21 protein-coding genes are annotated in these 22586 nt (G+C 60.7%); 18 read left to right on the top strand and 3 right to left on the bottom strand.

Going from position 1 to position 22586, the window contains the following annotated elements; translation table 11 throughout:
- Positions 1-4: 4 nt before the first annotated feature.
- From APH33_RS04855 to APH33_RS04845, 3 genes are all read left to right on the top strand, one after another.
- Positions 5-475 (top strand): hypothetical protein, encoded by a 471-nt coding sequence (locus APH33_RS04855; protein WP_054884062.1) that lies wholly within the window; start codon positions 5-7, stop codon positions 473-475.
- A gap of 124 nt (positions 476-599) precedes the next feature.
- The gene (locus APH33_RS04850; RefSeq protein WP_054884061.1) at positions 600-854 is read left to right on the top strand and encodes a YkgJ family cysteine cluster protein; all 255 of its coding nucleotides are present in this window, start codon (positions 600-602) and stop codon (positions 852-854) included.
- Positions 855-887: 33 nt separating this feature from the next.
- Positions 888-1493, top strand: a complete 606-nt coding sequence (locus APH33_RS04845) for an START domain-containing protein (protein WP_054884060.1) — start codon at positions 888-890, stop codon at positions 1491-1493.
- A 179-nt stretch (positions 1494-1672) separates the two neighbouring features.
- Here the strand turns inward: APH33_RS04845 and gltA are convergent, their stop codons facing one another.
- Complete coding sequence (gltA, locus tag APH33_RS04840) at positions 1673-2962, bottom strand: citrate synthase (RefSeq protein ID WP_054884059.1); 1290 nt, start codon at positions 2960-2962, stop codon at positions 1673-1675.
- 350 nt (positions 2963-3312) lie between these two features.
- Here gltA and sdhC point away from each other — a divergent pair, with 350 nt between their 5' ends.
- From sdhC to APH33_RS04785, 11 genes are all read left to right on the top strand, one after another.
- Positions 3313-3699 carry a succinate dehydrogenase, cytochrome b556 subunit gene (gene sdhC, locus APH33_RS04835; RefSeq protein WP_012315350.1) on the top strand — a complete coding sequence of 129 codons (387 nt, stop codon included), beginning with the start codon at positions 3313-3315 and terminating at the stop codon, positions 3697-3699.
- Positions 3693-4061: a succinate dehydrogenase, hydrophobic membrane anchor protein gene (sdhD, locus tag APH33_RS04830; RefSeq protein WP_027921320.1), complete on the top strand. Its 369-nt coding sequence runs from the start codon at positions 3693-3695 to the stop codon at positions 4059-4061. Before sdhC ends, sdhD begins: the two co-directional genes overlap by 7 nt.
- A 3-nt stretch (positions 4062-4064) precedes the next feature.
- A complete protein-coding gene (gene sdhA / locus APH33_RS04825) occupies positions 4065-5837 on the top strand; it encodes a succinate dehydrogenase flavoprotein subunit (RefSeq protein ID WP_054884058.1) in 1773 nt (590 codons plus the stop codon).
- 11 nt (positions 5838-5848) lie between these two features.
- Positions 5849-6553, top strand: coding sequence for a succinate dehydrogenase iron-sulfur subunit (locus tag APH33_RS04820; RefSeq protein WP_012315348.1), 705 nt, complete (start codon positions 5849-5851; stop codon positions 6551-6553).
- A 246-nt stretch (positions 6554-6799) separates the two neighbouring features.
- Complete coding sequence (locus tag APH33_RS04815; protein ID WP_054884057.1) at positions 6800-9631, top strand: 2-oxoglutarate dehydrogenase E1 component; 2832 nt, start codon at positions 6800-6802, stop codon at positions 9629-9631.
- Positions 9632-9673: 42 nt separating this feature from the next.
- Positions 9674-10897, top strand: coding sequence for a 2-oxoglutarate dehydrogenase complex dihydrolipoyllysine-residue succinyltransferase (odhB, locus tag APH33_RS04810; protein WP_054884056.1), 1224 nt, complete (start codon positions 9674-9676; stop codon positions 10895-10897).
- Positions 10898-10990: 93 nt separating this feature from the next.
- The gene (lpdA, locus tag APH33_RS04805) at positions 10991-12427 is read left to right on the top strand and encodes a dihydrolipoyl dehydrogenase (protein ID WP_054884055.1); all 1437 of its coding nucleotides are present in this window, start codon (positions 10991-10993) and stop codon (positions 12425-12427) included.
- Positions 12428-12599: 172 nt separating this feature from the next.
- On the top strand, positions 12600-13766 hold the full coding sequence (gene sucC, locus APH33_RS04800; protein ID WP_054884054.1) for an ADP-forming succinate--CoA ligase subunit beta: 1167 nt from the start codon (positions 12600-12602) through the stop codon (positions 13764-13766).
- Positions 13766-14650, top strand: a complete 885-nt coding sequence (sucD, locus tag APH33_RS04795) for a succinate--CoA ligase subunit alpha (protein WP_004376004.1) — start codon at positions 13766-13768, stop codon at positions 14648-14650. The genes sucC and sucD overlap by 1 nt, the downstream gene beginning before the upstream one ends.
- A gap of 419 nt (positions 14651-15069) precedes the next feature.
- Positions 15070-16383 (top strand): branched-chain amino acid transport system II carrier protein, encoded by a 1314-nt coding sequence (gene brnQ, locus APH33_RS04790; protein WP_054884053.1) that lies wholly within the window; start codon positions 15070-15072, stop codon positions 16381-16383.
- Positions 16384-16570: 187 nt separating this feature from the next.
- Positions 16571-17323: a DUF599 domain-containing protein gene (locus APH33_RS04785; protein WP_054884052.1), complete on the top strand. Its 753-nt coding sequence runs from the start codon at positions 16571-16573 to the stop codon at positions 17321-17323.
- 51 nt (positions 17324-17374) lie between these two features.
- Here APH33_RS04785 and APH33_RS04780 read toward each other — a convergent pair whose 3' ends face one another.
- Positions 17375-17650 (bottom strand): hypothetical protein, encoded by a 276-nt coding sequence (locus tag APH33_RS04780; RefSeq protein WP_054884051.1) that lies wholly within the window; start codon positions 17648-17650, stop codon positions 17375-17377.
- A gap of 153 nt (positions 17651-17803) precedes the next feature.
- Here APH33_RS04780 and APH33_RS04775 point away from each other — a divergent pair, with 153 nt between their 5' ends.
- The 4 genes from APH33_RS04775 (at position 17804) to APH33_RS04760 (ending at position 21525) form a co-directional block, all read left to right on the top strand.
- Complete coding sequence (locus APH33_RS04775; protein WP_054884050.1) at positions 17804-18280, top strand: PaaI family thioesterase; 477 nt, start codon at positions 17804-17806, stop codon at positions 18278-18280.
- A complete protein-coding gene (locus tag APH33_RS04770; protein WP_054884049.1) occupies positions 18277-18759 on the top strand; it encodes a PaaI family thioesterase in 483 nt (160 codons plus the stop codon). Before APH33_RS04775 ends, APH33_RS04770 begins: the two co-directional genes overlap by 4 nt.
- Positions 18760-18828: 69 nt before the next feature.
- A complete protein-coding gene (htpG, locus tag APH33_RS04765) occupies positions 18829-20736 on the top strand; it encodes a molecular chaperone HtpG (protein ID WP_054884048.1) in 1908 nt (635 codons plus the stop codon).
- 63 nt (positions 20737-20799) lie between these two features.
- The gene (locus tag APH33_RS04760) at positions 20800-21525 is read left to right on the top strand and encodes a dienelactone hydrolase family protein (RefSeq protein ID WP_054884047.1); all 726 of its coding nucleotides are present in this window, start codon (positions 20800-20802) and stop codon (positions 21523-21525) included.
- Positions 21526-21641: 116 nt separating this feature from the next.
- On the opposite strand, the gene APH33_RS04755 is transcribed toward APH33_RS04760, so the two are convergent.
- Positions 21642-22505, bottom strand: a complete 864-nt coding sequence (locus APH33_RS04755; RefSeq protein ID WP_054884046.1) for a pirin family protein — start codon at positions 22503-22505, stop codon at positions 21642-21644.
- Positions 22506-22586: the final 81 nt, after the last annotated feature.

Below are 22586 nucleotides of genomic sequence, written 5' to 3'. Positions count from 1 at the left end.
CTCCATGAACCTGTTGCGTAGCGCTGCCCTGCTTATCTGTATTGCCCCGTTCTACCTGCCTTGTGGTGTGGTTCAGGCTGCCCAGCCTGCTGGCCAGGTGCAGGCGGGGCAGGGCAAGGCAGCAGGCAAGGTGCCAGCGAAGCCGGCAGCAAAGGCCAAGCCGGCCGCCAGCAAGGCCAAAGCCAAAGTCAAAGCCAAGCCGGTCAGCAAGGCGGTCACGCAGCCGTTGCCCAAGGCCAGGCTGGACTTGAGCCTGCCGACCGACATGGTCAACAATCTCGAGCCTGAAGTCGGCGATCCAACGACTCGTCGCAAGCCGTTGCTACCCGCCATGTTCGCGGAAAAACCGGAATCCAGCGACAGTCCGTTCCAGCTCAATGGCCGTTTGATCAGCAACGAGATGCAGCTGCAGCTGCGCAACGATAGTCGCCACGATGTGGAAGGTGCGGCAATCGATTTCCAGTTCCGCAATTGATCAGGCGCAACTGACTGCTGGGTCACGGCAGATTTCATCGGGCCAGCAATTTCAAACGTATGTTTGAGCGGTTACTATCCAGGGACGTTCGTCCCGTTTTGTTCCAGGGAGTCCTGATTCAGCCATGAAGTGTCGTGAGGGTTGTGGTGCCTGCTGCATCGCCCCATCCATCAGCTCGGCGATGCCGCGCATGCCTCAGGGCAAGCCGGCGGGCGAGCGCTGCCTGCACCTGACGCCTGAAAACCTTTGTGACCTGTTCGGCAAGCCCGAGCGGCCGGCGGTGTGCGGTGGGTTCAAGGCCGATATCGAGGTGTGCGGCAGTAACCGCGACGAGGCAATCAGGATTCTGGGCTGGTGGGAGCAGATAACGGCGGCGTGAGAGGCTGGATCTTCGACAACAAGGATAAACATGATGAGATCGTTCAAGCGTATTGCACTGCTGTGTGGCATGGGTGTCCTGATGGCGCCGGCTGCCTGGGCCGAGAACTGGCAGGTGGCCAAGGACGAGGAGGGTATCAAGGTCTCGCTCAGTGAGGTGCCGGGCTCCAAGTACAAGGCCTACCAGGGCGTGACCGTCATCAAGGCGCCATTGGCCAAGGTGCAGGCGCTGCAGGAGGATGCGGCAGGGGCTTGCTCGTGGATTCACGAATGCAAGTCACAAAAGCTGCTCAAGCACGAAGGCGACCAGAGCTGGACCTATACCCAGTTCAATACGCCGTGGCCGGTGACGCCCCGGGACTCGGTGTTGCACGTGACCACGGTCAAGGGGGCGGATGGCAGCTTGACGCGAAACCTCAAAGAAGAGCCAACGTATATCCCGGAAGAAAAGGGCTTTGTGCGGGTGGCGAAGGTGGAAGGTTTCTGGAAGCTGGTGCCCAAGGGTGACAGTACCGAAGTGACTTACCAGGTGCACACCGAGCCGGGCGGCAGCGTGCCGTCGATGATCGCCAACAAGTTCGTGGTCGATTCGCCGTTCAATACCCTCAAGGCGCTGCGCGAGCGGGCCGAGAAGAACTGAAGCCTGGCGCGGTTCATGTGGGAGCGGGCGTGCCCGCGAAACAGGCGATGCAGTGCATCGCACCGGCTTTGCCGGTGTTCGCGGGCTCGCCCGCTCCCACAGAGTCTGCGAAAGCGTTCAGATTTTGAACAATAAAAAAGGCTGCCCGAGGGCAGCCTTTTGCGTTCGGCTGGTAAGGCTTACTTGCGGTCCTTCAGTTCGACGATGTCGCGCTGCAGTTCGCCGGTGTAGAGCTGGCGAGGGCGGCCGATCTTATACGGGCTGGAGAGCATTTCTTTCCAGTGCGAGATCCAGCCCACGGTGCGTGCCAGGGCGAAGATCACGGTGAACATGCTGGTCGGAATGCCGATCGCCTTCAGGATGATGCCCGAGTAGAAGTCGACGTTCGGGTACAACGAGCGCTCGATGAAGTACGGATCGGTCAGGGCGATCTCTTCCAGGCGCATGGCCAGTTCCAGCTGCGGATCGTTCTTGATGCCCAGCTCGCCCAGGACTTCGTCACAGGTCTTCTTCATCACGGTGGCGCGCGGGTCACGGTTCTTGTAAACGCGGTGACCGAAGCCCATCAGCTTGAACGGGTCGTTCTTGTCCTTGGCCTTGGCGATGTACTTGTCGATGTTCGAGACATCGCCAATTTCATCGAGCATGGTCAGCACCGCTTCGTTCGCGCCGCCGTGGGCCGGGCCCCACAGTGCGGCGATGCCGGCAGCGATACAGGCGAACGGGTTGGCACCCGAGGAGCCTGCCAGGCGCACGGTCGAGGTGGAGGCGTTCTGCTCGTGGTCGGCGTGGAGGATGAAGATCCGGTCCATTGCCTTGGCCAGTACCGGGCTGATCGGTTTGATCTCGCACGGAGTGTTGAACATCATGTGCAGGAAGTTTTCCGCGTACGACAAGTCGTTGCGCGGGTACATCATCGGCTGGCCCATGGAGTACTTGTAAACCATTGCGGCCAGGGTCGGCATCTTGGCGACCAGGCGCACCGCGGAGATTTCGCGGTGTTGCGGGTTATTGATGTCCAGGGAGTCGTGGTAGAACGCCGAGAGGGCGCCGACCACGCCGCACATCACCGCCATCGGGTGTGCGTCACGGCGGAAACCGTTGAAGAAGGACTTCAGCTGTTCGTGAACCATGGTGTGGTTCTTGACGGTGCTGACGAACTGGGCCTTCTGCTCGGCATTCGGCAATTCGCCGTTGAGCAGCAGGTAGCAGGTTTCCAGGTAATCCGATTGCTCGGCGAGCTGTTCGATCGGGTAGCCGCGGTGCAGCAGCACGCCCTTGTCGCCGTCGATATAGGTGATCTTCGACTCGCACGAGGCAGTCGCCATGAAACCAGGATCGAAGGTGAAGTGACCAGTGGCCCCCAACCCGCGGACGTCGATTACATCAGGACCAACGGTGCCGGTTAAAATGGGCAGCTCGACGGGGGCAGCGCCCTCGATGACCAACTGCGCTTTTTTGTCAGCCATGTGGCCTCCTATTAATGCTTGAAATCATCAGACAGCCCCCCACGCAGGGCCCGCACCACTATAGAGAAGTAAATTCGAATGTCAATTTGCCTAAAGGCTGGTTGAAACGGCCTTCGAGGCCTGATTTTTCACGAAATTCTCGCCCATTTACGCCTTTTGTTCGCTAAAGGCAATCCGCTATTTGGGCTACCCCGTCACGTTGTCATAAGCAGCCTAACTGTCTATACTCGGCACCCGACTCCCATGGGCTTGCAAGCCCGAACTGCTGGGGTCGCCGTTCCCTGGGTGGTGGGTACCTGACCAGTACACTTACCAACAACTTTGCCCTGATTCGCTAGGGGCTCTTCAGTGTGAAAAAAGCCGTGAAAAGCCAACGACCTGTAAACCTAGACCTAAGGACCATCAAGCTTCCTGTCACTGCGTACACGTCCATTCTGCACCGTATCTCCGGCGTCATCCTATTCCTCGGCCTTGCCATCATGCTTTATGCACTGGGCAAGTCGCTGGGTTCCGAGGAAGGCTTCGGTGAGGTCAAGGCGTGTCTGACCAGCCCGCTGGCCAAGTTCGTGACCTGGGGCCTGCTGTCCGCCCTGCTTTATCACCTCGTGGCAGGTGTACGCCACCTGATCATGGACATGGGCATCGGTGAGACGCTGGAAGGCGGCAAGCTGGGCTCGAAAATCGTGATCGTCATCTCCGTGGTGCTGATCGTTCTGGTGGGAGTTTGGGTATGGTAACCAATGTCACGAACCTGTCGCGTTCGGGCCTCTATGACTGGATGGCGCAGCGCGTATCGGCGGTCGTTCTCGCGGCTTACTTCATTTTCCTGATCGGCTACGTGGTCTGCCACCCAGGCATCGACTACACCCAGTGGCATGGTCTGTTCTCCAATAACGCGATGCGGATCTTCAGTCTGCTGGCCCTGGTTGCCCTTGGCGCTCACGCCTGGGTCGGCATGTGGACCATCGCCACCGACTACCTGACGCCGATGTCGTTCGGCAAGTCGGCGACTGCGATTCGTTTCCTGTTCCAGGCGGTATGCGGCGTTGCGATGTTCGCTTACTTCGTCTGGGGTGTGCAGATTCTCTGGGGTATCTGATCCATGGCTAGCATTCCAACCATTTCCTTCGACGCCATCATCATCGGTGGCGGCGGTGCCGGCATGCGCGCAGCGCTGCAGCTGGCCCAGGGCGGTCACAAGACTGCCGTAGTCACCAAGGTCTTCCCGACCCGTTCGCACACTGTATCCGCCCAGGGCGGCATCACCTGCGCCATCGCTTCGGCCGACCCGAACGACGACTGGCGCTGGCACATGTACGATACCGTCAAGGGTTCCGACTACATCGGTGACCAGGACGCTATCGAATACATGTGTCAGGAAGGCCCGGCTGCGGTCTTCGAGCTGGACCACATGGGCCTGCCGTTCTCCCGTACCGAAACCGGCCGCATCTACCAGCGCCCGTTCGGTGGCCAGTCCAAGGACTTCGGTAAAGGTGGCCAGGCCGCCCGTACCTGTGCTGCATCCGACCGTACCGGTCACGCGCTGCTGCACACCCTGTACCAGGGCAACCTCAAGGCCGGCACCACCTTCCTCAACGAGTACTACGCCGTTGACCTGGTGAAGAACCAGGACGGCGCATTCGTGGGTGTGATCGCGATCTGCATCGAAACCGGCGAAACCCTGTACATCAAGTCCAAGGCCACCGTACTGGCCACTGGCGGTGCCGGCCGTATCTACGCCTCCACCACCAACGCCCTGATCAACACCGGTGACGGTATCGGCATGGCCCTGCGTGCAGGCGTACCGGTACAGGACATCGAAATGTGGCAGTTCCACCCGACCGGCATCGCCGGCGCCGGTGTACTGGTCACCGAAGGTTGCCGCGGTGAAGGTGGCTACCTGATCAACGCCCACGGCGAGCGCTTCATGGAGCGTTACGCGCCGAACGCGAAGGACCTGGCCGGCCGCGACGTGGTCGCCCGTTCCATGGTCAAGGAAATCATCGCCGGCAACGGTGTGGGCCCGAACAAGGACCACGTACTGCTGAAGCTGGACCACCTGGGCGAGGAAGTGCTGCACAGCCGCCTGCCAGGCATCTGCGAACTGTCCAAGACCTTCGCCCACGTCGACCCGGTCGTCGCGCCGGTCCCGGTCGTTCCGACCTGCCACTACATGATGGGCGGCGTTGCCACCAACATTCATGGCCAGGCCATCACCATGGACGCCGAAGGCAAGGACCAGATCATTCCAGGCCTGTTCGCCGTAGGTGAAGTGGCGTGCGTATCGGTACACGGTGCCAACCGCCTGGGCGGCAACTCGCTGCTCGACCTGGTGGTGTTCGGCCGTGCCGCCGGCCTGCACCTGGAGAAGTCGCTGAGCGAAGGCGTGGAATACCGCGACGCCAGCGATACCGATATCGATGTGGCCCTGAACCGCCTGAACAAGCTCAACGAGCGTACTTTCGGTGAAGACGTTGCCAGCCTGAAGCGTGAGCTGCAGAGCTGCATGCAGAACTACTTCGGTGTATTCCGTACTGGCGAATACATGCAGAAGGGTATCGAGCAGCTGGCTGGCCTGCGTGAGCGCATCGCCAACGTCAAGATCAACGACAAGTCCCAGGCCTTCAACACCGCGCGTATCGAAGCGCTGGAGCTGCAGAACCTGCTGGAAGTCGCCGAAGCTACCGCCATTGCGGCCGAAGCCCGTAAAGAGTCCCGCGGCGCTCACGCCCGTGAAGACTTCGAAGACCGTGACGACGAAAACTGGCTGTGCCACACCCTGTACTACCCGGGTGAGAAGCGCGTCGCCAAGCGTGGTGTCAACTTTGCGCCGAAGACTGTTCCAGCCTTCGAACCAAAAGTCCGGACTTACTAAGGGTGGCTGCTATGTTGAAAGTCGAAGTTTATCGTTACAACCCGGACACCGACTCGGCGCCCAAGATGGAGTCGTTCGACGTCGATACCGGTGGCAAGGACCTGATGGTGCTGGACGTGCTGGCGCTGATCAAGGAAAAGGACGAGGGCTTCTCGTACCGTCGCTCCTGCCGCGAAGGCGTTTGCGGTTCCGATGGCATGAACATGAACGGCAAGAACGGCCTGGCCTGCATCACCCCGCTGTCGGGCGTGGTCAAGGGCAACAAGCTGGTTCTGCGTCCACTGCCAGGCCTGCCGGTCATTCGTGACCTGGTGGTCGACATGAGCATCTTCTACAAGCAATACGAGAAGGTGAAGCCGTTCCTGCAGAACGATACGCCGGCTCCGGCCATCGAGCGTCTGCAGTCGCCGGAAGACCGTGACAAGCTGGACGGTCTGTACGAGTGCATCCTGTGCGCCTGCTGCTCGACCTCCTGCCCGTCGTTCTGGTGGAACCCGGACAAGTTCCTGGGCCCGGCCGCTCTGCTGCAGGCCTACCGTTTCCTGGCCGACAGCCGTGACACCAAGACCCAGGAGCGCCTGGCGTCCCTGGATGACCCGTTCAGCGTATTCCGCTGCCGCGGGATCATGAACTGCGTCAACGTTTGCCCGAAGGGTCTGAACCCGACCAAGGCAATCGGTCACGTACGTAACATGCTGCTGCAAAGCGGCACCTGATACAAAGCGTTGTAACTGCAGTAAGCCGAGGTGCGGGCGCTGAGCCCGCACTGAGGTAAAACCTGAGCAAGGACCCAAAAAGCCCGCGCTCGATACCTATGAAGATATGAGACCAGCAGGGGCTTTCCGGGCTGGTACCCGGAAAATCAGCAGGATCCAAGTGGCGTGGTTCAGTCGCTTTATTTGGACTTTTCCAGGTTTGCTGTGGCTCTCGCCGATCAGTCCCCTAACCGAGGGTGACCAAGCATGCAAGAAAGCGTGATGCAGCGCATGTGGGATAGCGCCCACCTTTCAGGTGGTAACGCTGCATATGTGGAAGAGCTCTACGAGCTCTACCTGCACGACCCTAACGCTGTGCCAGAAGAGTGGCGCACTTACTTCCAGAAGTTGCCAGCCGACGGCAGCACCGCTACCGATGTATCGCACTCGACGATCCGCGACCATTTCGTACTGCTGGCAAAGAACCAGCGCCGCGCACAACCGGTTTCCGCCGGGAGCGTGAGCACAGAACACGAGAAGAAGCAGGTTGAAGTTCTGCGACTGATCCAGGCCTATCGTATGCGCGGCCATCAGGCTGCCAAGCTCGACCCGTTGGGGTTGTGGCAGCGACCTGCGCCTGTAGACCTGTCGATCAATCACTACGGCTTGACCAATGCCGATCTTGATACGACCTTCCGTGCCGGCGACCTGTTCATCGGCAAAGAGGAGGCGAGCCTACGCGAGATCTTCGAGGCGCTCCAGAAGACATATTGTCGCACCATTGGCGCCGAGTTCACCCACATCGTCGATTCCGAGCAGCGCAGCTGGTTCCAGCAGCGTCTGGAAAGCGTGCGCGGCCGTCCGGAGTTCTCGGTCGACGTGCAGACGCACCTGCTCGAGCGCGTGACCGCCGGTGAAGGTCTCGAGAAGTACCTGGGCACCAAGTATCCGGGCACCAAGCGTTTCGGCCTCGAGGGCGGCGAAAGCCTGATCCCGATGCTGGACGAGATGATCCAGCGCTCCGGCTCCTACGGCACCAAGGAAGTCGTGATCGGCATGGCCCACCGCGGCCGTCTGAACGTTTTGGTCAACACCTTCGGCAAGAACCCGCGCGAGCTGTTCGACGAGTTCGAAGGCAAGAAGATGAACGAGCTGGGCTCCGGTGACGTGAAGTATCACCAGGGCTTCTCCTCCAACGTGATGACCCCAGGTGGCGAAGTGCACCTGGCCATGGCGTTCAACCCGTCCCACCTGGAAATCGTCTCGCCAGTGGTGGAGGGTTCGGTGCGCGCCCGTCAGGACCGTCGCAACGACACCGTGGGTGACAAGGTTCTGCCGATCTCGATCCACGGCGACGCTGCGTTCGCTGGCCAGGGCGTGGTCATGGAAACCTTCCAGATGTCGCAGACCCGCGGTTTCAAGACCGGCGGTACCGTGCACATCGTGATCAACAACCAGGTCGGTTTCACCATCAGCAACCCGCTGGACGCACGTTCCACCGAGTATGCAACCGATGTCGCCAAGATGATTCAGGCGCCGATCCTGCACGTTAACGGTGACGATCCGGAAGCCGTGCTGTTCGTGACCCAGCTGGCTATCGATTACCGCATGCAGTTCAAGCGTGACGTGGTCATCGACCTGGTCTGCTACCGTCGTCGCGGCCACAACGAGGCCGACGAGCCGAACGGCACCCAGCCGCTGATGTACCAGCAGATCTCCAAGCAGCGCACCACCCGTGAGCTGTATGCCGATTCGCTGATCCAGGCCGGTCGCATCGACGCTGAGCGCGCTCAGGCCAAGATCGACGAGTACCGCAACGCCCTGGACAACGGCCTGCACGTGGTGAAGAGCCTGGTCAAGGAGCCGAACCGCGAGCTGTTCGTCGACTGGCGTCCATACCTGGGCCATGCCTGGACTGCACGTCACGATACCCGCTTCGATCTCAAGACCCTGCAGGACCTGTCGGCCAAGCTGCTGGAACTGCCGGAAGGCTTCGTCGTCCAGCGTCAGGTCGCGAAGATCTACGAAGATCGCCAGAAGATGCAGGCCGGCGGCTTGCCGATCAACTGGGGTTATGCAGAGACCATGGCCTACGCCACTCTGCAGTTCGAAGGTCACCCGATCCGCATGACCGGCCAGGACATCGGTCGTGGCACCTTCTCGCACCGTCATGCGGTGCTGCACAACCAGAAGGACGCGAGCACCTACGTACCGCTGAAGAACCTGTTCCCGGGCCAGCCGCGTTTCGAACTGTACGACTCCTTCCTGTCGGAAGAGGCGGTATTGGCGTTCGAATACGGCTACTCGACCACCACGCCGAACGCGCTGGTGATCTGGGAAGCTCAGTTCGGCGACTTCGCCAACGGTGCCCAGGTGGTGATCGACCAGTTCATCACCAGCGGCGAGCACAAGTGGGGCCGCCTGTGCGGTCTGACCATGCTGCTGCCACACGGTTATGAAGGGCAGGGGCCGGAGCACTCCTCCGCGCGTCTGGAGCGTTACCTGCAGCTGTGCGCCGAGCACAACATCCAGGTCTGCGTACCGACCACTCCGGCACAGATCTACCACCTGCTGCGTCGTCAGGTCATCCGTCCGCTGCGCAAGCCGCTGATCGTGCTGACGCCGAAGTCGCTGCTGCGCCACAAGCTGGCCGTCTCGACCCTGGAAGACCTGGCCGAAGGCTCGTTCCAGACCGTGATCCCGGAGATCGACAGCCTCGATCCGGCCAAGGTCGAACGTCTGATCCTGTGCGGCGGCAAGGTGTACTACGACCTGCTGGAAAAACGCCGTGCCGAAGGCCGCGAAGACATCGCGATCCTGCGTCTGGAGCAGCTGTATCCGTTCCCTGAGGACGACCTGGTCGAAATCCTGGCGCAATACACCAACCTCAAGCATGCGGTCTGGTGCCAGGAAGAACCGATGAACCAGGGCGCCTGGTACAGCAGTCAGCACCACATGCGCCGTATCCTGGGCCGCCATAACAAGGCACTGGTCCTGGAATACGCCGGCCGCGACGCTTCCGCCGCGCCAGCCTGTGGTTACGCATCGAAGCACGCCGAGCAGCAAGAAAAACTGCTGCAAGACGCCTTCACTGTTTAATGCCTTCGCGCACCTGAAACCGAATTTAAGGAAACACAGATAATGGCTATCGAGATCAAAGCCCCAACCTTCCCGGAATCGGTTGCCGATGGCACCGTTGCCACCTGGCACAAGCAGCCGGGCGATGCCGTCAAGCGTGACGAGCTGATCGTCGACATCGAGACCGACAAGGTCGTCCTGGAAGTGCTGGCCACCGCCGATGGCGTGCTGGGCGCCATCGTCAAGGGCGAGGGCGACACCGTCCTGTCCGACGAAGTGCTGGGTTCGATCGTTGAAGGTGGTGCTGCTGCCGCTGCCCCAGCAGCTGCTCCGGCCGCCGCTGCCCCGGCTGCCGCTGCTACTGCCGATGCTGGCGAAGATGACCCGATCGCTGCACCTGCCGCACGCAAGCTGGCCGAAGAAAACGCTATCGACCTGGCTACCGTTGCCGGCACCGGCAAAGGCGGGCGCATCACCAAGGAAGACGTTGTCGCCGCCGTCGCCAACAAGAAGTCGGCCCCGGCCCCGGCGGCCAAGCCGGCTGCTGCCGCCGCTGCTGCCCCGGTTGTCGTTGCCGCTGGCGACCGCACCGAGAAGCGTGTGCCGATGACCCGTCTGCGCGCCAAGATCGCCGAGCGTCTGGTCGAAGCCCAGTCGAACATGGCCATGCTGACCACCTTCAACGAAGTCGACATGACCGAAGTCATGGCCCTGCGTTCGAAGTACAAGGACCTGTTCGAGAAGACCCATAACGGCGTACGCCTGGGCTTCATGTCGTTCTTCGTCAAGGCCGCCACCGAAGCCCTGAAGCGCTTCCCGGCGGTCAACGCCTCGATCGACGGCAACGACATCGTCTACCACGGCTTCGCCGACGTCGGCGTTGCCGTGTCGAGCGACCGTGGCCTGGTGGTTCCGGTTCTGCGTAACGCCGAGTCGATGAGCCTGGCTGAAATCGAAAACGGCATCGCCACCTTCGGCAAGAAGGCCCGTGACGGCAAGCTGTCGATCGAAGAGATGACCGGTGGTACCTTCACCATCACCAACGGCGGTACCTTCGGCTCGATGATGTCGACCCCGATCGTCAACCCGCCGCAGGCTGCCATCCTGGGCATGCACAACATCATCCAGCGCCCGATGGCCATCAACGGCCAAGTGGTCATCCGCCCGATGATGTACCTGGCACTGTCCTACGATCACCGCCTGATCGATGGCAAGGAAGCGGTAACCTTCCTGGTCACCATCAAGAACCTGCTGGAAGATCCGTCTCGCCTGCTGCTGGACATCTAACCCTCTGGCTGCGTACCGTGCCGGCCCTGGCTTCGCAAGAAGCCGCGCCGCGCGGTCCGCGGCCTGTAGCTTGTAGCTGATAAGGAATCTTTTATGACCCAGAAATTCGACGTAGTGGTAATCGGTGCAGGTCCTGGCGGCTATGTTGCTGCCATCAAGGCTGCACAACTTGGTCTGAAGACTGCCTGTATCGAGAAGTACACCGACGCCGAGGGCAAGCTGGCCCTGGGCGGCACCTGCCTGAACGTAGGCTGCATTCCGTCCAAGGCGCTGCTGGACAGCTCCTGGAAGTACAAGGAAGCCAAAGAGAGCTTCAACGTCCACGGTATCTCCACTGGTGAAGTGAAGATGGACGTCGCCGCGATGGTGGGTCGCAAGGCCGGCATCGTGAAAAACCTGACCGGTGGCGTCGCCACCCTGTTCAAGGCCAATGGCGTGACCTCGATCCAGGGCCACGGCAAGCTGCTGGCTGGCAAAAAGGTCGAAGTCACCAAAGCTGACGGCACCACTGAAGTCATCGAAGCCGAGAACGTGATTCTGGCTTCCGGCTCGCGTCCGATCGACATTCCGCCGGCTCCGGTCGACCAGAACGTCATCGTCGACTCCACCGGCGCCCTGGAATTCCAGGCCGTACCGAAGCGCCTGGGCGTGATCGGTGCTGGTGTGATCGGCCTGGAGCTGGGCTCGGTATGGGCTCGCCTGGGTGCTGAAGTCACCGTCCTGGAAGCCCTGGACACCTTCCTGATGGCTGCCGACACCGCGGTGTCGAAAGAAGCCCAGAAGACCCTGACCAAGCAAGGCCTGGACATCAAGCTGGGCGCTCGCGTCACCGGCTCGAAAGTCAACGGCAACGAAGTCGAGGTGACCTACACCAACGCTGAAGGCGAGCAGAAGATCACCTTCGACAAGCTGATCGTCGCGGTCGGCCGTCGCCCGGTGACCACCGATCTGCTGGCTGCAGACAGCGGCGTGACCATCGATGAGCGTGGCTACATCTATGTCGATGACTACTGCGCTACCAGCGTACCGGGCGTCTACGCCATTGGTGACGTGGTGCGTGGCCTGATGCTGGCCCACAAGGCTTCGGAAGAGGGCATCATGGTCGTCGAGCGCATCAAGGGCCACAAGGCTCAGATGAACTACGACCTGATCCCTTCGGTCATCTACACCCACCCGGAAATCGCCTGGGTCGGCAAGACCGAACAAGCCTTGAAGGCCGAGGGTGTTGAGGTTAACGTAGGCACCTTCCCGTTCGCGGCCAGCGGCCGTGCAATGGCAGCCAACGATACCGGTGGTTTCGTCAAGGTCATCGCTGACGCCAAGACCGACCGCGTTCTGGGTGTTCATGTGATTGGCCCATCGGCTGCCGAACTGGTACAGCAGGGCGCGATCGCAATGGAATTCGGCACCAGTGCCGAGGATCTGGGCATGATGGTCTTCAGCCATCCAACCCTGTCCGAAGCGCTGCATGAAGCAGCGCTGGCAGTGAATGGCGGCGCCATTCACGTGGCCAACCGTAAGAAGCGTTAATTATAAGAAACCACGGCGGGCTGCCCGTCGTGAGTCTTGCGTGCATGACTCACCGCGGAACGTCCGCCGGACCGGACAACACGGGAAAACCCGGGGTCAATGGTCACAGGTGGTGCGGCGCCAGCAATGGCGCAGCGCCGAAGCGCAGTACCTAACGAAGACGGTAAAAAGCATGAATCTTCACGAGTATCAGGGTAAGCAGCTGTTCGCTGAGTACGGCCTGCCAGTTTCCAAGGGTTTCGCAGTCGACACCCCTGAAGCTGCAGCAGAAGCCTGCGACAAGATCGGCGGGAACGAGTGGGTAGTCAAAGCCCAGGTTCACGCAGGTGGTCGCGGCAAGGCGGGCGGCGTCAAGCTGGTTCGCAGCAAGGAAGACGCCAAGGCGTTCGCTGCACAGTGGTTGGGCAAGAATCTGGTTACCTACCAGACTGATGCCAACGGTCAACCCGTCTCCAAGATTCTGGTCGAATCCTGCACTGACATCGCCAAAGAGCTGTACCTGGGCGCTGTAGTGGATCGTTCGAGCCGCCGTATCGTGTTCATGGCTTCCACCGAGGGTGGCGTGGACATCGAGAAAGTGGCGCACGACACGCCTGAGAAGATCCTCAAGGCTACCATCGACCCACTGGTTGGCGCTCAGCCGTTCCAGGGTCGTGAGCTGGCGTTCCAGCTGGGCCTGGAAGGCAAGCAAGTTCAACAGTTCGCCAAGATCTTCGTGGGTCTGGCCAAGCTGTTCAAGGATCACGATCTGGCCCTGCTGGAAGTGAACCCGCTGGTGATCAAGGCCGATGGCGACCTGCACTGCCTCGATGCCAAGATCAACATCGACGCCAACGCCATGTACCGTCAGCCTAAGCTGAAGACTTTCCACGACCCGTCGCAGGACGATGCCCGTGAAGCCCACGCTGCCAAGTTCGAACTGAACTACGTTGCCCTCGAAGGCAACATCGGCTGCATGGTCAACGGTGCCGGCCTGGCCATGGGTACCATGGACATCGTCAACCTGCACGGCGGCAAGCCAGCCAACTTCCTCGACGTGGGCGGCGGCGCTACCAAAGAACGCGTTACCGAAGCGTTCAAGATCATTCTGTCCGACACCAACGTCGCGGCCGTTCTGGTCAACATCTTCGGCGGCATCGTTCGCTGCGACATGATTGCCGAAGGCATCATCGGTGCAGTGAAAGAAGTTGGCGTTAAAGTTCCGGTTGTCGTTCGCCTTGAAGGCAACAACGCCGAACTGGGCGCTAAAGTACTGGCAGAAAGCGGTTTGAACATCATTGCGGCCACCAGCCTGACCGACGCTGCTCAACAAGTTGTCAAAGCTGCGGAGGGCAAGTAATGAGCGTCCTGATCAATAAAGATACCAAAGTCATCTGCCAGGGCTTCACCGGCTCGCAGGGTACTTTCCACTCCGAACAGGCCATCGCCTATGGCACCAAGATGGTCGGCGGCGTTACGCCAGGCAAGGGTGGCACCACCCACCTGGGCCTGCCGGTGTTCAACACCGTCAAGGAAGCCGTGGAAGCTACCGGCGCTGACGCTTCGGTCATCTACGTTCCGGCTCCTTTCTGCAAGGACTCGATCCTGGAAGCAGCCTTCGGCGGCATCAAGCTGATCGTCTGCATCACCGAAGGCATTCCTACCCTGGACATGCTGGATGCCAAGGTCAAGTGCGACGAGCTGGGCGTGACCCTGATCGGCCCTAACTGCCCAGGCGTGATCACTCCGGGCGAGTGCAAGATCGGCATCATGCCAGGCCACATCCACCTGCCAGGCAAGGTCGGTATCGTTTCGCGTTCCGGCACCCTGACCTACGAAGCGGTCAAGCAGACCACCGACGCCGGCTTTGGCCAGTCGACCTGCGTGGGTATCGGTGGCGACCCGATCCCGGGCTCCAACTTCATCGACATCCTGAAGCTGTTCCAGGAAGACCCGAAGACCGAAGCGATCGTCATGATCGGTGAAATCGGCGGTTCGGCTGAAGAAGAAGCGGCAGCCTACATCAAGGCCAACGTCACCAAGCCAGTCGTTTCCTACATCGCCGGTGTTACTGCCCCGGCGGGCAAGCGCATGGGCCACGCTGGCGCCATCATTTCCGGCGGCAAAGGCACTGCGGACGAGAAGTTCGCCGCGCTGCAGGACGCTGGTGTGAAGACCGTGCGTTCCCTGGCTGACATCGGTAAGGCCCTGGCCGAGCTGACCGGCTGGGAAGTCAAGAAGTAATACCTGCTACACCCCCCACGCGCACAGAGGCCACCTTCGGGTGGCCTTTGTCGTTTTTGGGTTTGGATTTTTCCTGTGCCGCCTTCGCGGGTTTACCCGCGAAGAGGCCGGAACAGGCAATAAAGAATTTTCGATGGGTTTGATAGGGATTTTCGTGCGGACGAAAGTTTCAATATGGTGATAATTCCTACTGTCTCCGGTCACACAGACGACAAACATGTACGCACATCGGACAAGCAGCACTGTATCAGTGCGTTTACCGGGTAAAACGGTTAATCTACGCGTTCACTCTGTGCCCGTACCCCACAAGGGAACGACACGCTAAACGGGTCTGGCCTACCAAGCCGGGCAGCATTTCCCCTCATCCAAAGGGAAATCCCCTCTCGAATCCCGATTTCAGCAGTGTGGTACTACCTTAAATGAAAGTTCTCAAAGGCCAGGATATCCTGGCGCTTGGCTTTATGACGTTTGCGCTTTTCGTAGGCGCTGGCAACATCATCTTCCCGCCTATCGTTGGTCTGCAGTCTGGCCCGCACGTTTGGATGGCGGCCCTGGGCTTCCTGGTCACCGCCGTGGGCCTGCCGGTCATCACCGTGGTCGCCCTGGCCAAGGTCGGCGGCGGCATGGATGCCCTGAGCAGCCCGATCGGCAAGTTCTTCGGTGGCCTGCTGGCGGCCGTGTGCTACCTGTCGGTCGGCCCGCTGTTCGCGACGCCGCGAACCGCGACCGTGTCGTTCGAAGTGGGTGTGGCGCCGCTGACCGGTGAAAGCCCGACCGCGCTGTTCATCTATAGCCTGGTGTACTTCGCCGTGGTACTGGCTGTGTCCATGTATCCGGGCAAACTGCTCGACACCGTCGGTCGCTTCCTCGCGCCACTGAAGATCATTGCCCTGGCGGTGCTGGGCATCGCTGCCTTCGCGCTGCCGGCCGGAACCATCGGTGAAGCTCAGCCGGCCTATGCCGCCGCTGCGTTCTCCAAAGGCTTCTCCGATGGCTACCTGACCATGGACACCCTCGGCGCCCTGGTATTCGGTATCGTCATCGTCAATGCCATCCGCTCGCGCGGTGTCGAGTCGCCGAAGTTGATCACCCGGTATGCCATCATCGCCGGCCTGATCGCTGGTGTTGGCCTGGCGCTGGTGTACATCAGCCTGTTCCGCCTGGGGGCCGGCAGCCACGAGATTGCCGCCGGTGCCACCAACGGTGCCGCTGTCCTGCATGCCTATGTGCAGCACACCTTCGGCTCGCTGGGCAGTGGTTTCCTCGCCGTGCTGATCGCGTTGGCATGCCTGGTGACTGCGGTCGGCCTGACCTGTGCCTGTGCCGAGTACTTCAGCCAGGTCCTGCCGCTGTCGTACCGTGCTCTGGTGGTGATCCTGGCAGGCTTCTCGTTGCTGATCTCCAACCTGGGCCTGACCAAGTTGATCATGTTCTCGATCCCGGTCCTGACCGCCATCTATCCGCCCTGCATCGTGGTGGTGGGGCTGAGCTTCGTGAAGGAGCTGTGGCATTCGCCGACCCGCATCCTGGCCCCGGTGATGCTGGTATCGCTGGTGTTCGGTATCGTCGACGCGATCAAGGGCAGCGAGATTGCCCATGTGCTGCCAGACGTTCTGGCGCATTTGCCGCTGAGCGATCAAGGCCTGGCCTGGCTGGTGCCTTCGGTGGTAACCCTGGTTGGCGCAGTGGCCTGCGACCGCCTGCTCGGCAAGCCGCGCGAAGCCTTGGCCTGATGGCATAGGTTGAAGCCTGAGGGCAGCACCGGTCACGAGCCGCAGGGTGCTGGCCATGGGTCGAAACCCGCAAGCCCCGTATCCGTATGGATGCGGGGCTTTTTCGTTTCAGGTTGTGCCTTTTGCCGCTCGTGGGCGTCGAAACCCGGTCACTATCCTTTGTGCACCTGGCCCTCGGGAATCCTGCATGAACTTCATCCAAAGCAATCTACACAACCTCCTGGCCGTCTGCTGGTTCGCCCTCTGCTGGGGCGGCTACACCCGCTATGCCATCTGGAAAGGCCGAGACACTGCCTGCCTGGCCAGCGTGCTGCATCTATACCGGGAAGACTGGATGCGCCGCATGCTGCTGCGCGACAACCGCATCGCCGATGCCAGCGTGATTGGTAACCTGGAGCGCAACGCCTCCTTTTTCGCCTCCAGCACCCTGATCATCCTTGCCGGTATTCTCACCGTGCTAGGTGCTTCGGATCGCGCCCTGTCGCTGCTTGCAGACCTGCCGCTGGTGCAGCAGGCGTCCCAGGGTATGTCGGAAATCAAGCTGCTGTGCCTGGCAATGGTCTTCGTCTACGCCTTCTTTACCTTCAGCTGGTGCATGCGCCAGTACAACTTTGCCGCGGTATTGGTGGGGTCCGCACCAATGATTGGTGAACGCCAGGTCAACGAACTGGAACGCAAGGCGTTTGCCTCGCGTGCGGCGCGGGTGCTTTCGCTGGCGGCCAACCAGTTCAACTTTGGCCTGCGCTCTTATTACTTCGGCATGGCCATGCTCACGTGGTTTATCAGCCCGTGGCTGTTCATGATCGTGAGTGTCGGTGTAGTGCTGATTCTGTATCGCCGAGAATTCCATTCCGACGTATTGGACGTCATGGTGTTCACCCCCACCGAAAGTGTTCAGACAGAGGTGCTCAGTACCAGGACTGAAACGATTAACTCGTAAGTTGCAGGTACAAAAAAACCCGACAATGTCGGGTTTTTTTGTACCTGTCGTTTACTGCTTGGCAGGTTCGGCAGGCGCGGTGGCCGGTGCCGGAGTAGTCGGGGCAGCCTCTTCGGCGGCCTTCTGCTCGGCTTCGGCCTGATCTTTGGCGGCTTCGGCGTTTTCCTTGGCAGCGTCGTTCATCTTATCCTGAGCATCACCCATCTTTTCCTGGGCTTGTTCACGGTGTTCTTGTGCGTCCTGGGCTTTGTCTTCGCTCGCTTTATCGCAAGCAGCCAGGCCCATGGCAGCAGCCAGCATCAGAGCAAAAGCAAAAGGTTTACGCATGGGGGTGTTTCCTCTTGGTGAATAACTGAGTTGTTCCTTCGAGTTCGGCGGTGTGGAATAAGTTCCACGTTTTTTACAGATATATAACGCCGTGTTCTATATGGACTTTTTACTGTTTTTGTGCCCTAACGGCAGCGATCCTGGGAGCTGCATATGAACGAATCAAGCTTGCAGGCCATGGCTGAACGCTTTCTTTCAGCATTGAAGCATTGCCAGTTGTTACAGATGAGTGTGGCCCATGCCGACCGCGACGGCATGACCCTGATGCTGCCTTGGTCAGCGTCGATTGTCGGCAACCCGCAGACCGGCGCGGTGCATGGCGGCGCCCTGACCACGCTGATGGACACCACCTGCGGCATGGCCACGCTGTGCGTGCTACCGCGCTTCGAGGTGTGCCCGACCCTCGACCTGCGCATCGACTACATGCACCCGGCCGAAGCGGGTAAGCCCATTTATGGACATGCACAATGCTACCGGGTCACCCGCGATGTGATCTTCACCCGCGGTAGCGCCTACCAGGACGACCCGGATCAGCCGATCTGCCAAGTGGTCGGCACCTTCATGCGCCTGGGCCAGCAGATCAGAGGCGGCATCGGTTTCGGCAACAACCTGAAGGAGGGCGGGGCATGATTCCTGAGAGCATTCGTCAGCAGTTGAATGCGGCCCACGCTGTCGGTGATTACCGCCCGTTACTGGCCTTGATCCCTTATGCAGGCCTGATTGGCATCGAGTGCGAGCGCGAAGGCGATGACCTGCTGTTTCGCCTGCCGGCCAACCAGGACAACATCGGCAACCCCTTGCTGCCGGCCATCCATGGCGGCGTGATCGCCGGGTTCATGGAATTGTCCGCAGCGCTCTACCTACTGATCTACAGCGAAAGCGCGAGCATTCCGAAGATCATCGATTTTTCCATCGACTACCTGCGCGCCGGTCACTTGCGCGACACCTACGCCCAGTGCCAGCTCTGGCGTCAGGGGCGGCGGGTCACCAACGTCGCCATCACTGCCTGGCAGGCTGACCGCCAGTCACCGATCGCCACCGCCCGCGCGCACTTCAAGATCGAACCGGAAAAGCCCTTGAAATCGCCTGGGCAGCCCCCATCTGCATGACATCCGCCGTAAACGTTGGCCATATCGGCCGCGGGGCGCCACTGCCATCAGATCGGAGTTTTGAAGACCATGAGTGTGGAGACTCAAAAAGAAACGCTGGGCTTCCAGACCGAGGTAAAGCAGCTGCTGCACCTCATGATCCATTCGCTGTACTCGAACAAGGAGATCTTCCTGCGTGAGCTGATCTCCAACGCCTCCGACGCCGCCGACAAGCTGCGCTTCGAGGCCCTGGCCAAGCCAGAGCTGCTCGAGAACGATGCCGACCTGAAGATCCGCCTGAGCTTCGACAAGGACGCCGGTACCGTGACCCTCGAGGACAACGGCATCGGTATGAGCCGCGAGGATGTCATCGCCCACCTGGGCACCATTGCCAAGTCCGGCACCGCCGACTTCATGAAGAACCTCACCGGGGACCAGAAGAAGGACTCGCACCTGATCGGTCAGTTCGGTGTCGGCTTCTACTCGGCCTTCATCGTTGCCGACAAGGTCGATGTATATAGCCGCCGCGCTGGCCTGCCAGCCGCTGAAGGCGTGCACTGGTCGTCGAAGGGCGAGGGTGAATTCGAAGTTGCCACCATCGACAAGCCGCAGCGCGGCACGCGTATCGTCCTGCACCTGAAGAAGGGCGAGCTGGAGTTCGCCGATGGCTGGCGCCTGCGCAATGTGGTCAAGAAGTACTCCGACCATATTGCCCTGCCGATCGAACTGCCCAAGGAGCAGGCTCAAGCCGCTGAAGGCGAAGAAAAGCCAGCGCAGGAATGGGAAACCGTCAACCGCGCCAGCGCCCTGTGGACCCGTTCGCGCTCCGAGGTGAAGGACGAGGAATACCAGGAGTTCTACAAGCACATCGGCCATGACTTCGAGAACCCGCTGGCCTGGAGCCACAACAAGGTCGAAGGCAAGCTTGAGTACAACTCGCTGCTGTACGTGCCGGCCCGTGCGCCGTTCGACCTGTACCAGCGCGAAGCGCCACGTGGCCTGAAGCTGTACGTCCAGCGCGTGTTCATCATGGACCAGGCCGAGTCGTTCCTGCCGCTGTACCTGCGCTTCATCAAGGGTGTGGTGGATTCCAACGACCTGTCGCTGAACGTGTCCCGCGAGATCTTGCAGAAAGACCCGATCATCGACTCGATGAAAACCGCGCTGACCAAGCGCGTGCTTGACATGCTGGAGAAGTTGGCCAAGAACGAGCCTGAGCAGTACAAGAGCTTCTGGAAGAACTTCGGCCAGGTGCTGAAGGAAGGCCCGGCTGAAGACTTCGCCAACAAGGAAAAGATCGCCGGCCTGCTGCGTTTTGCCTCCACCCAGGACGACAGCGGCGAGCAGAGCGTTGCCCTGGCCGATTATCTGGCACGCGCCAAGGAAGGTCAGGACAAGATCTACTATCTCACCGGCGAATCCTACGCTCAGGTCAAGAACAGCCCTCACCTGGAAGTCTTCCGCAAGAAAGGCATCGAGGTCCTGCTGCTGACCGACCGTATCGACGAGTGGCTGATGAGCTACCTCAACGAGTTCGACGGCAAAGCATTCGTCGACGTCGCCCGTGGCGATCTCGACCTGGGCAAGCTGGACTCGGAAGAGGACAAGAAGGCCCAGGAAGAAGTGGCCAAGGACAAGGAGGGCCTGGTCGAGCGTCTGAAAGGTGCCTTGGGTGACAGCGTCGCCGAAGTGCGCGTCTCGCACCGCCTGACTGACTCGCCGGCGATCCTTGCCATTGGCGAACAGGACCTGGGCCTGCAAATGCGCCAGATTCTCGAAGCCAGCGGCCAGAAGGTGCCGGAATCGAAGCCGATCTTCGAATTCAACCCGACTCATCCGCTGATCGAGAAGCTGGACAACGAGCAGAGCGAAGACCGCTTTGCCGAACTGTCGCACATCCTCTTCGATCAGGCCGCGCTGGCGGCCGGTGACAGCCTGAAGGATCCGGCAGCTTACGTTCGTCGCCTGAACAAGCTACTGGTCGAGCTGTCTGCTTGAGTTGATGCACAGGAAAGCCCGCTTCGGCGGGCTTTTTTATAGTCAGTGCCTAAGGAGTGCTTGATGAGCAAGGTAATCGTCGAATCGCTGGTCTATCACCTGTCCGGCAAGACCTATGAAAGCCGCCTGGTCTACGAGCCAGGTGCACGGGGTCGCCCGGGCCTGGTGATGGCGCCGAACTGGATGGGCATCGGCGAAGGCGCGGAACGTATCGCCAAGGAAGTGGCCGAGAAGGGTTATGTGGTGCTGATTGCCGACCTGTATGGGCAGTCGGTCCGGCCGTCCAATGCCGATGAGGCAGGGGCGGCGATGATGCCGCTGAAGAATGACCGTGGCGAGCTGCGCAAGCGCATGCAGGAAGCCCTGGCGCAACTGCTGGGCCAATCCAAGGCCCTGCTGGAGCCGGGCAAGGTGGCCACCTTCGGCTTCTGCTTCGGTGGCTGCTGTGCCCTGGAGCTGGCCCGTACCGGGGCCGACCTGAAAGCGGCGGTGTCGTTCCATGGCACACTGGACACCCCGAACCCGGAAGATGCCAAGCGTATCAAGGGTTCGGTGCTGGTACTGCACGGTGCTTCCGACCCGCTGGTGCCGAAGGAGCAACTGCCGGCGTTCGAAGACGAAATGAACGCCGCGAAGGTGGACTGGCAGCTGCTGAGCTACGGCGGCGCGGTGCATTCGTTCACCGATCCGAACGCCAATGTCCCGGGCAAGATGCAGTACGACCGTCGCACTTCGGAGCGGGCGTTCCGCTCGATGCACAACCTGCTCAGCGAAGTGTTCCAGCGCTGATACTGCAGGGGGCCGCTATGCGGCCCTTTCGCGACACAAGGCCGCTCCTACAGAATTGCGCAGTCCCCCTGTAGGAGCGGCCTTGTGTCGCGAAAGGGCTGCAAAGCAGCCCCAGATTATCGCGGCAACTCGATTCTTGAAGTTTCCCCAGGCACCGTCGGCCAATCCCCGACAGCCCATTTGGCCCTGGCCCGCTCGATCAGCTCCCCATCACTGGCCACAAAATTCCAGTTCATCCGCCGTGGCCCATCCAACCGCTCCCCGCCAATCAGCACCAGCTGGCATTCCTCCTCGGCATACAACGTCACCTCTTCGCCCTCCGGCAGCACGACCAGGCTACAGGCCTCGACCTGTTCACCGTCCATGAACAGCTCGCCGTCGAGCAGATACAGCGCACGTTGTGCATGTTCGTCAGGCACCACCAGCGTGGTAGCCGGCTGCATCTGCACATGCGCATAAAGGGTAGGGGAGAGCACCGGCACTGGTGATTTCAGGCAGAACCCGCTGCCGGCAATCATGCAGATGCGCACGCCCAGGTTGTCGCTGACCGGCAGGCTCGCCGCCGGATGGTGGCTGTAGCTCGGCTCGCCCTGTTCCAGCGCCTTTGGCGCGGCCAGCCACACCTGCAGCCCGTGCAAGCGTGAGCCATGGGCCAGGGCGTCCGCAGGCGTGCGCTCGACATGCGCCACCCCTTTGCCGGCGGTCATCCAGCTTACGTCTCCAGGCAGCACGCGCTGCTCCGAGCCCAGGCTGTCCTTGTGCAGGATCGCGCCTTCGAACAGGTAGGTGAGGGTAGAAAGGCCAATATGCGGGTGCTGGCGGATATCCATGCCATGGCCCGGCGCATAGTCGGTTTCGAGCATATGGTCGAAGAACACGAAGGGGCCGACGCTGCGGCATTGGGCCGAGGGCAGCGGGCGCAGGATCGGCTGGCCCTCGACCGATTCGGTGCGTGGGCGGATGATCAGGGGGCTGCTCATGGCGGGCTCCGGGCGAGGTGGAATTGCCCCAAGCATAGCGGTTTGCCGAGCAATGCTGAACCGTTGCGCTGGCTATCCGGT

The organism is Pseudomonas sp. NBRC 111130, from assembly GCF_001320485.1.
Classification (GTDB): Bacteria; Pseudomonadota; Gammaproteobacteria; order Pseudomonadales; family Pseudomonadaceae; genus Aquipseudomonas; species Aquipseudomonas vlassakiae.
Note: the sequence above shows the minus strand (reverse complement) of the source record. Positions and strands in the feature narration are given on the sequence as shown.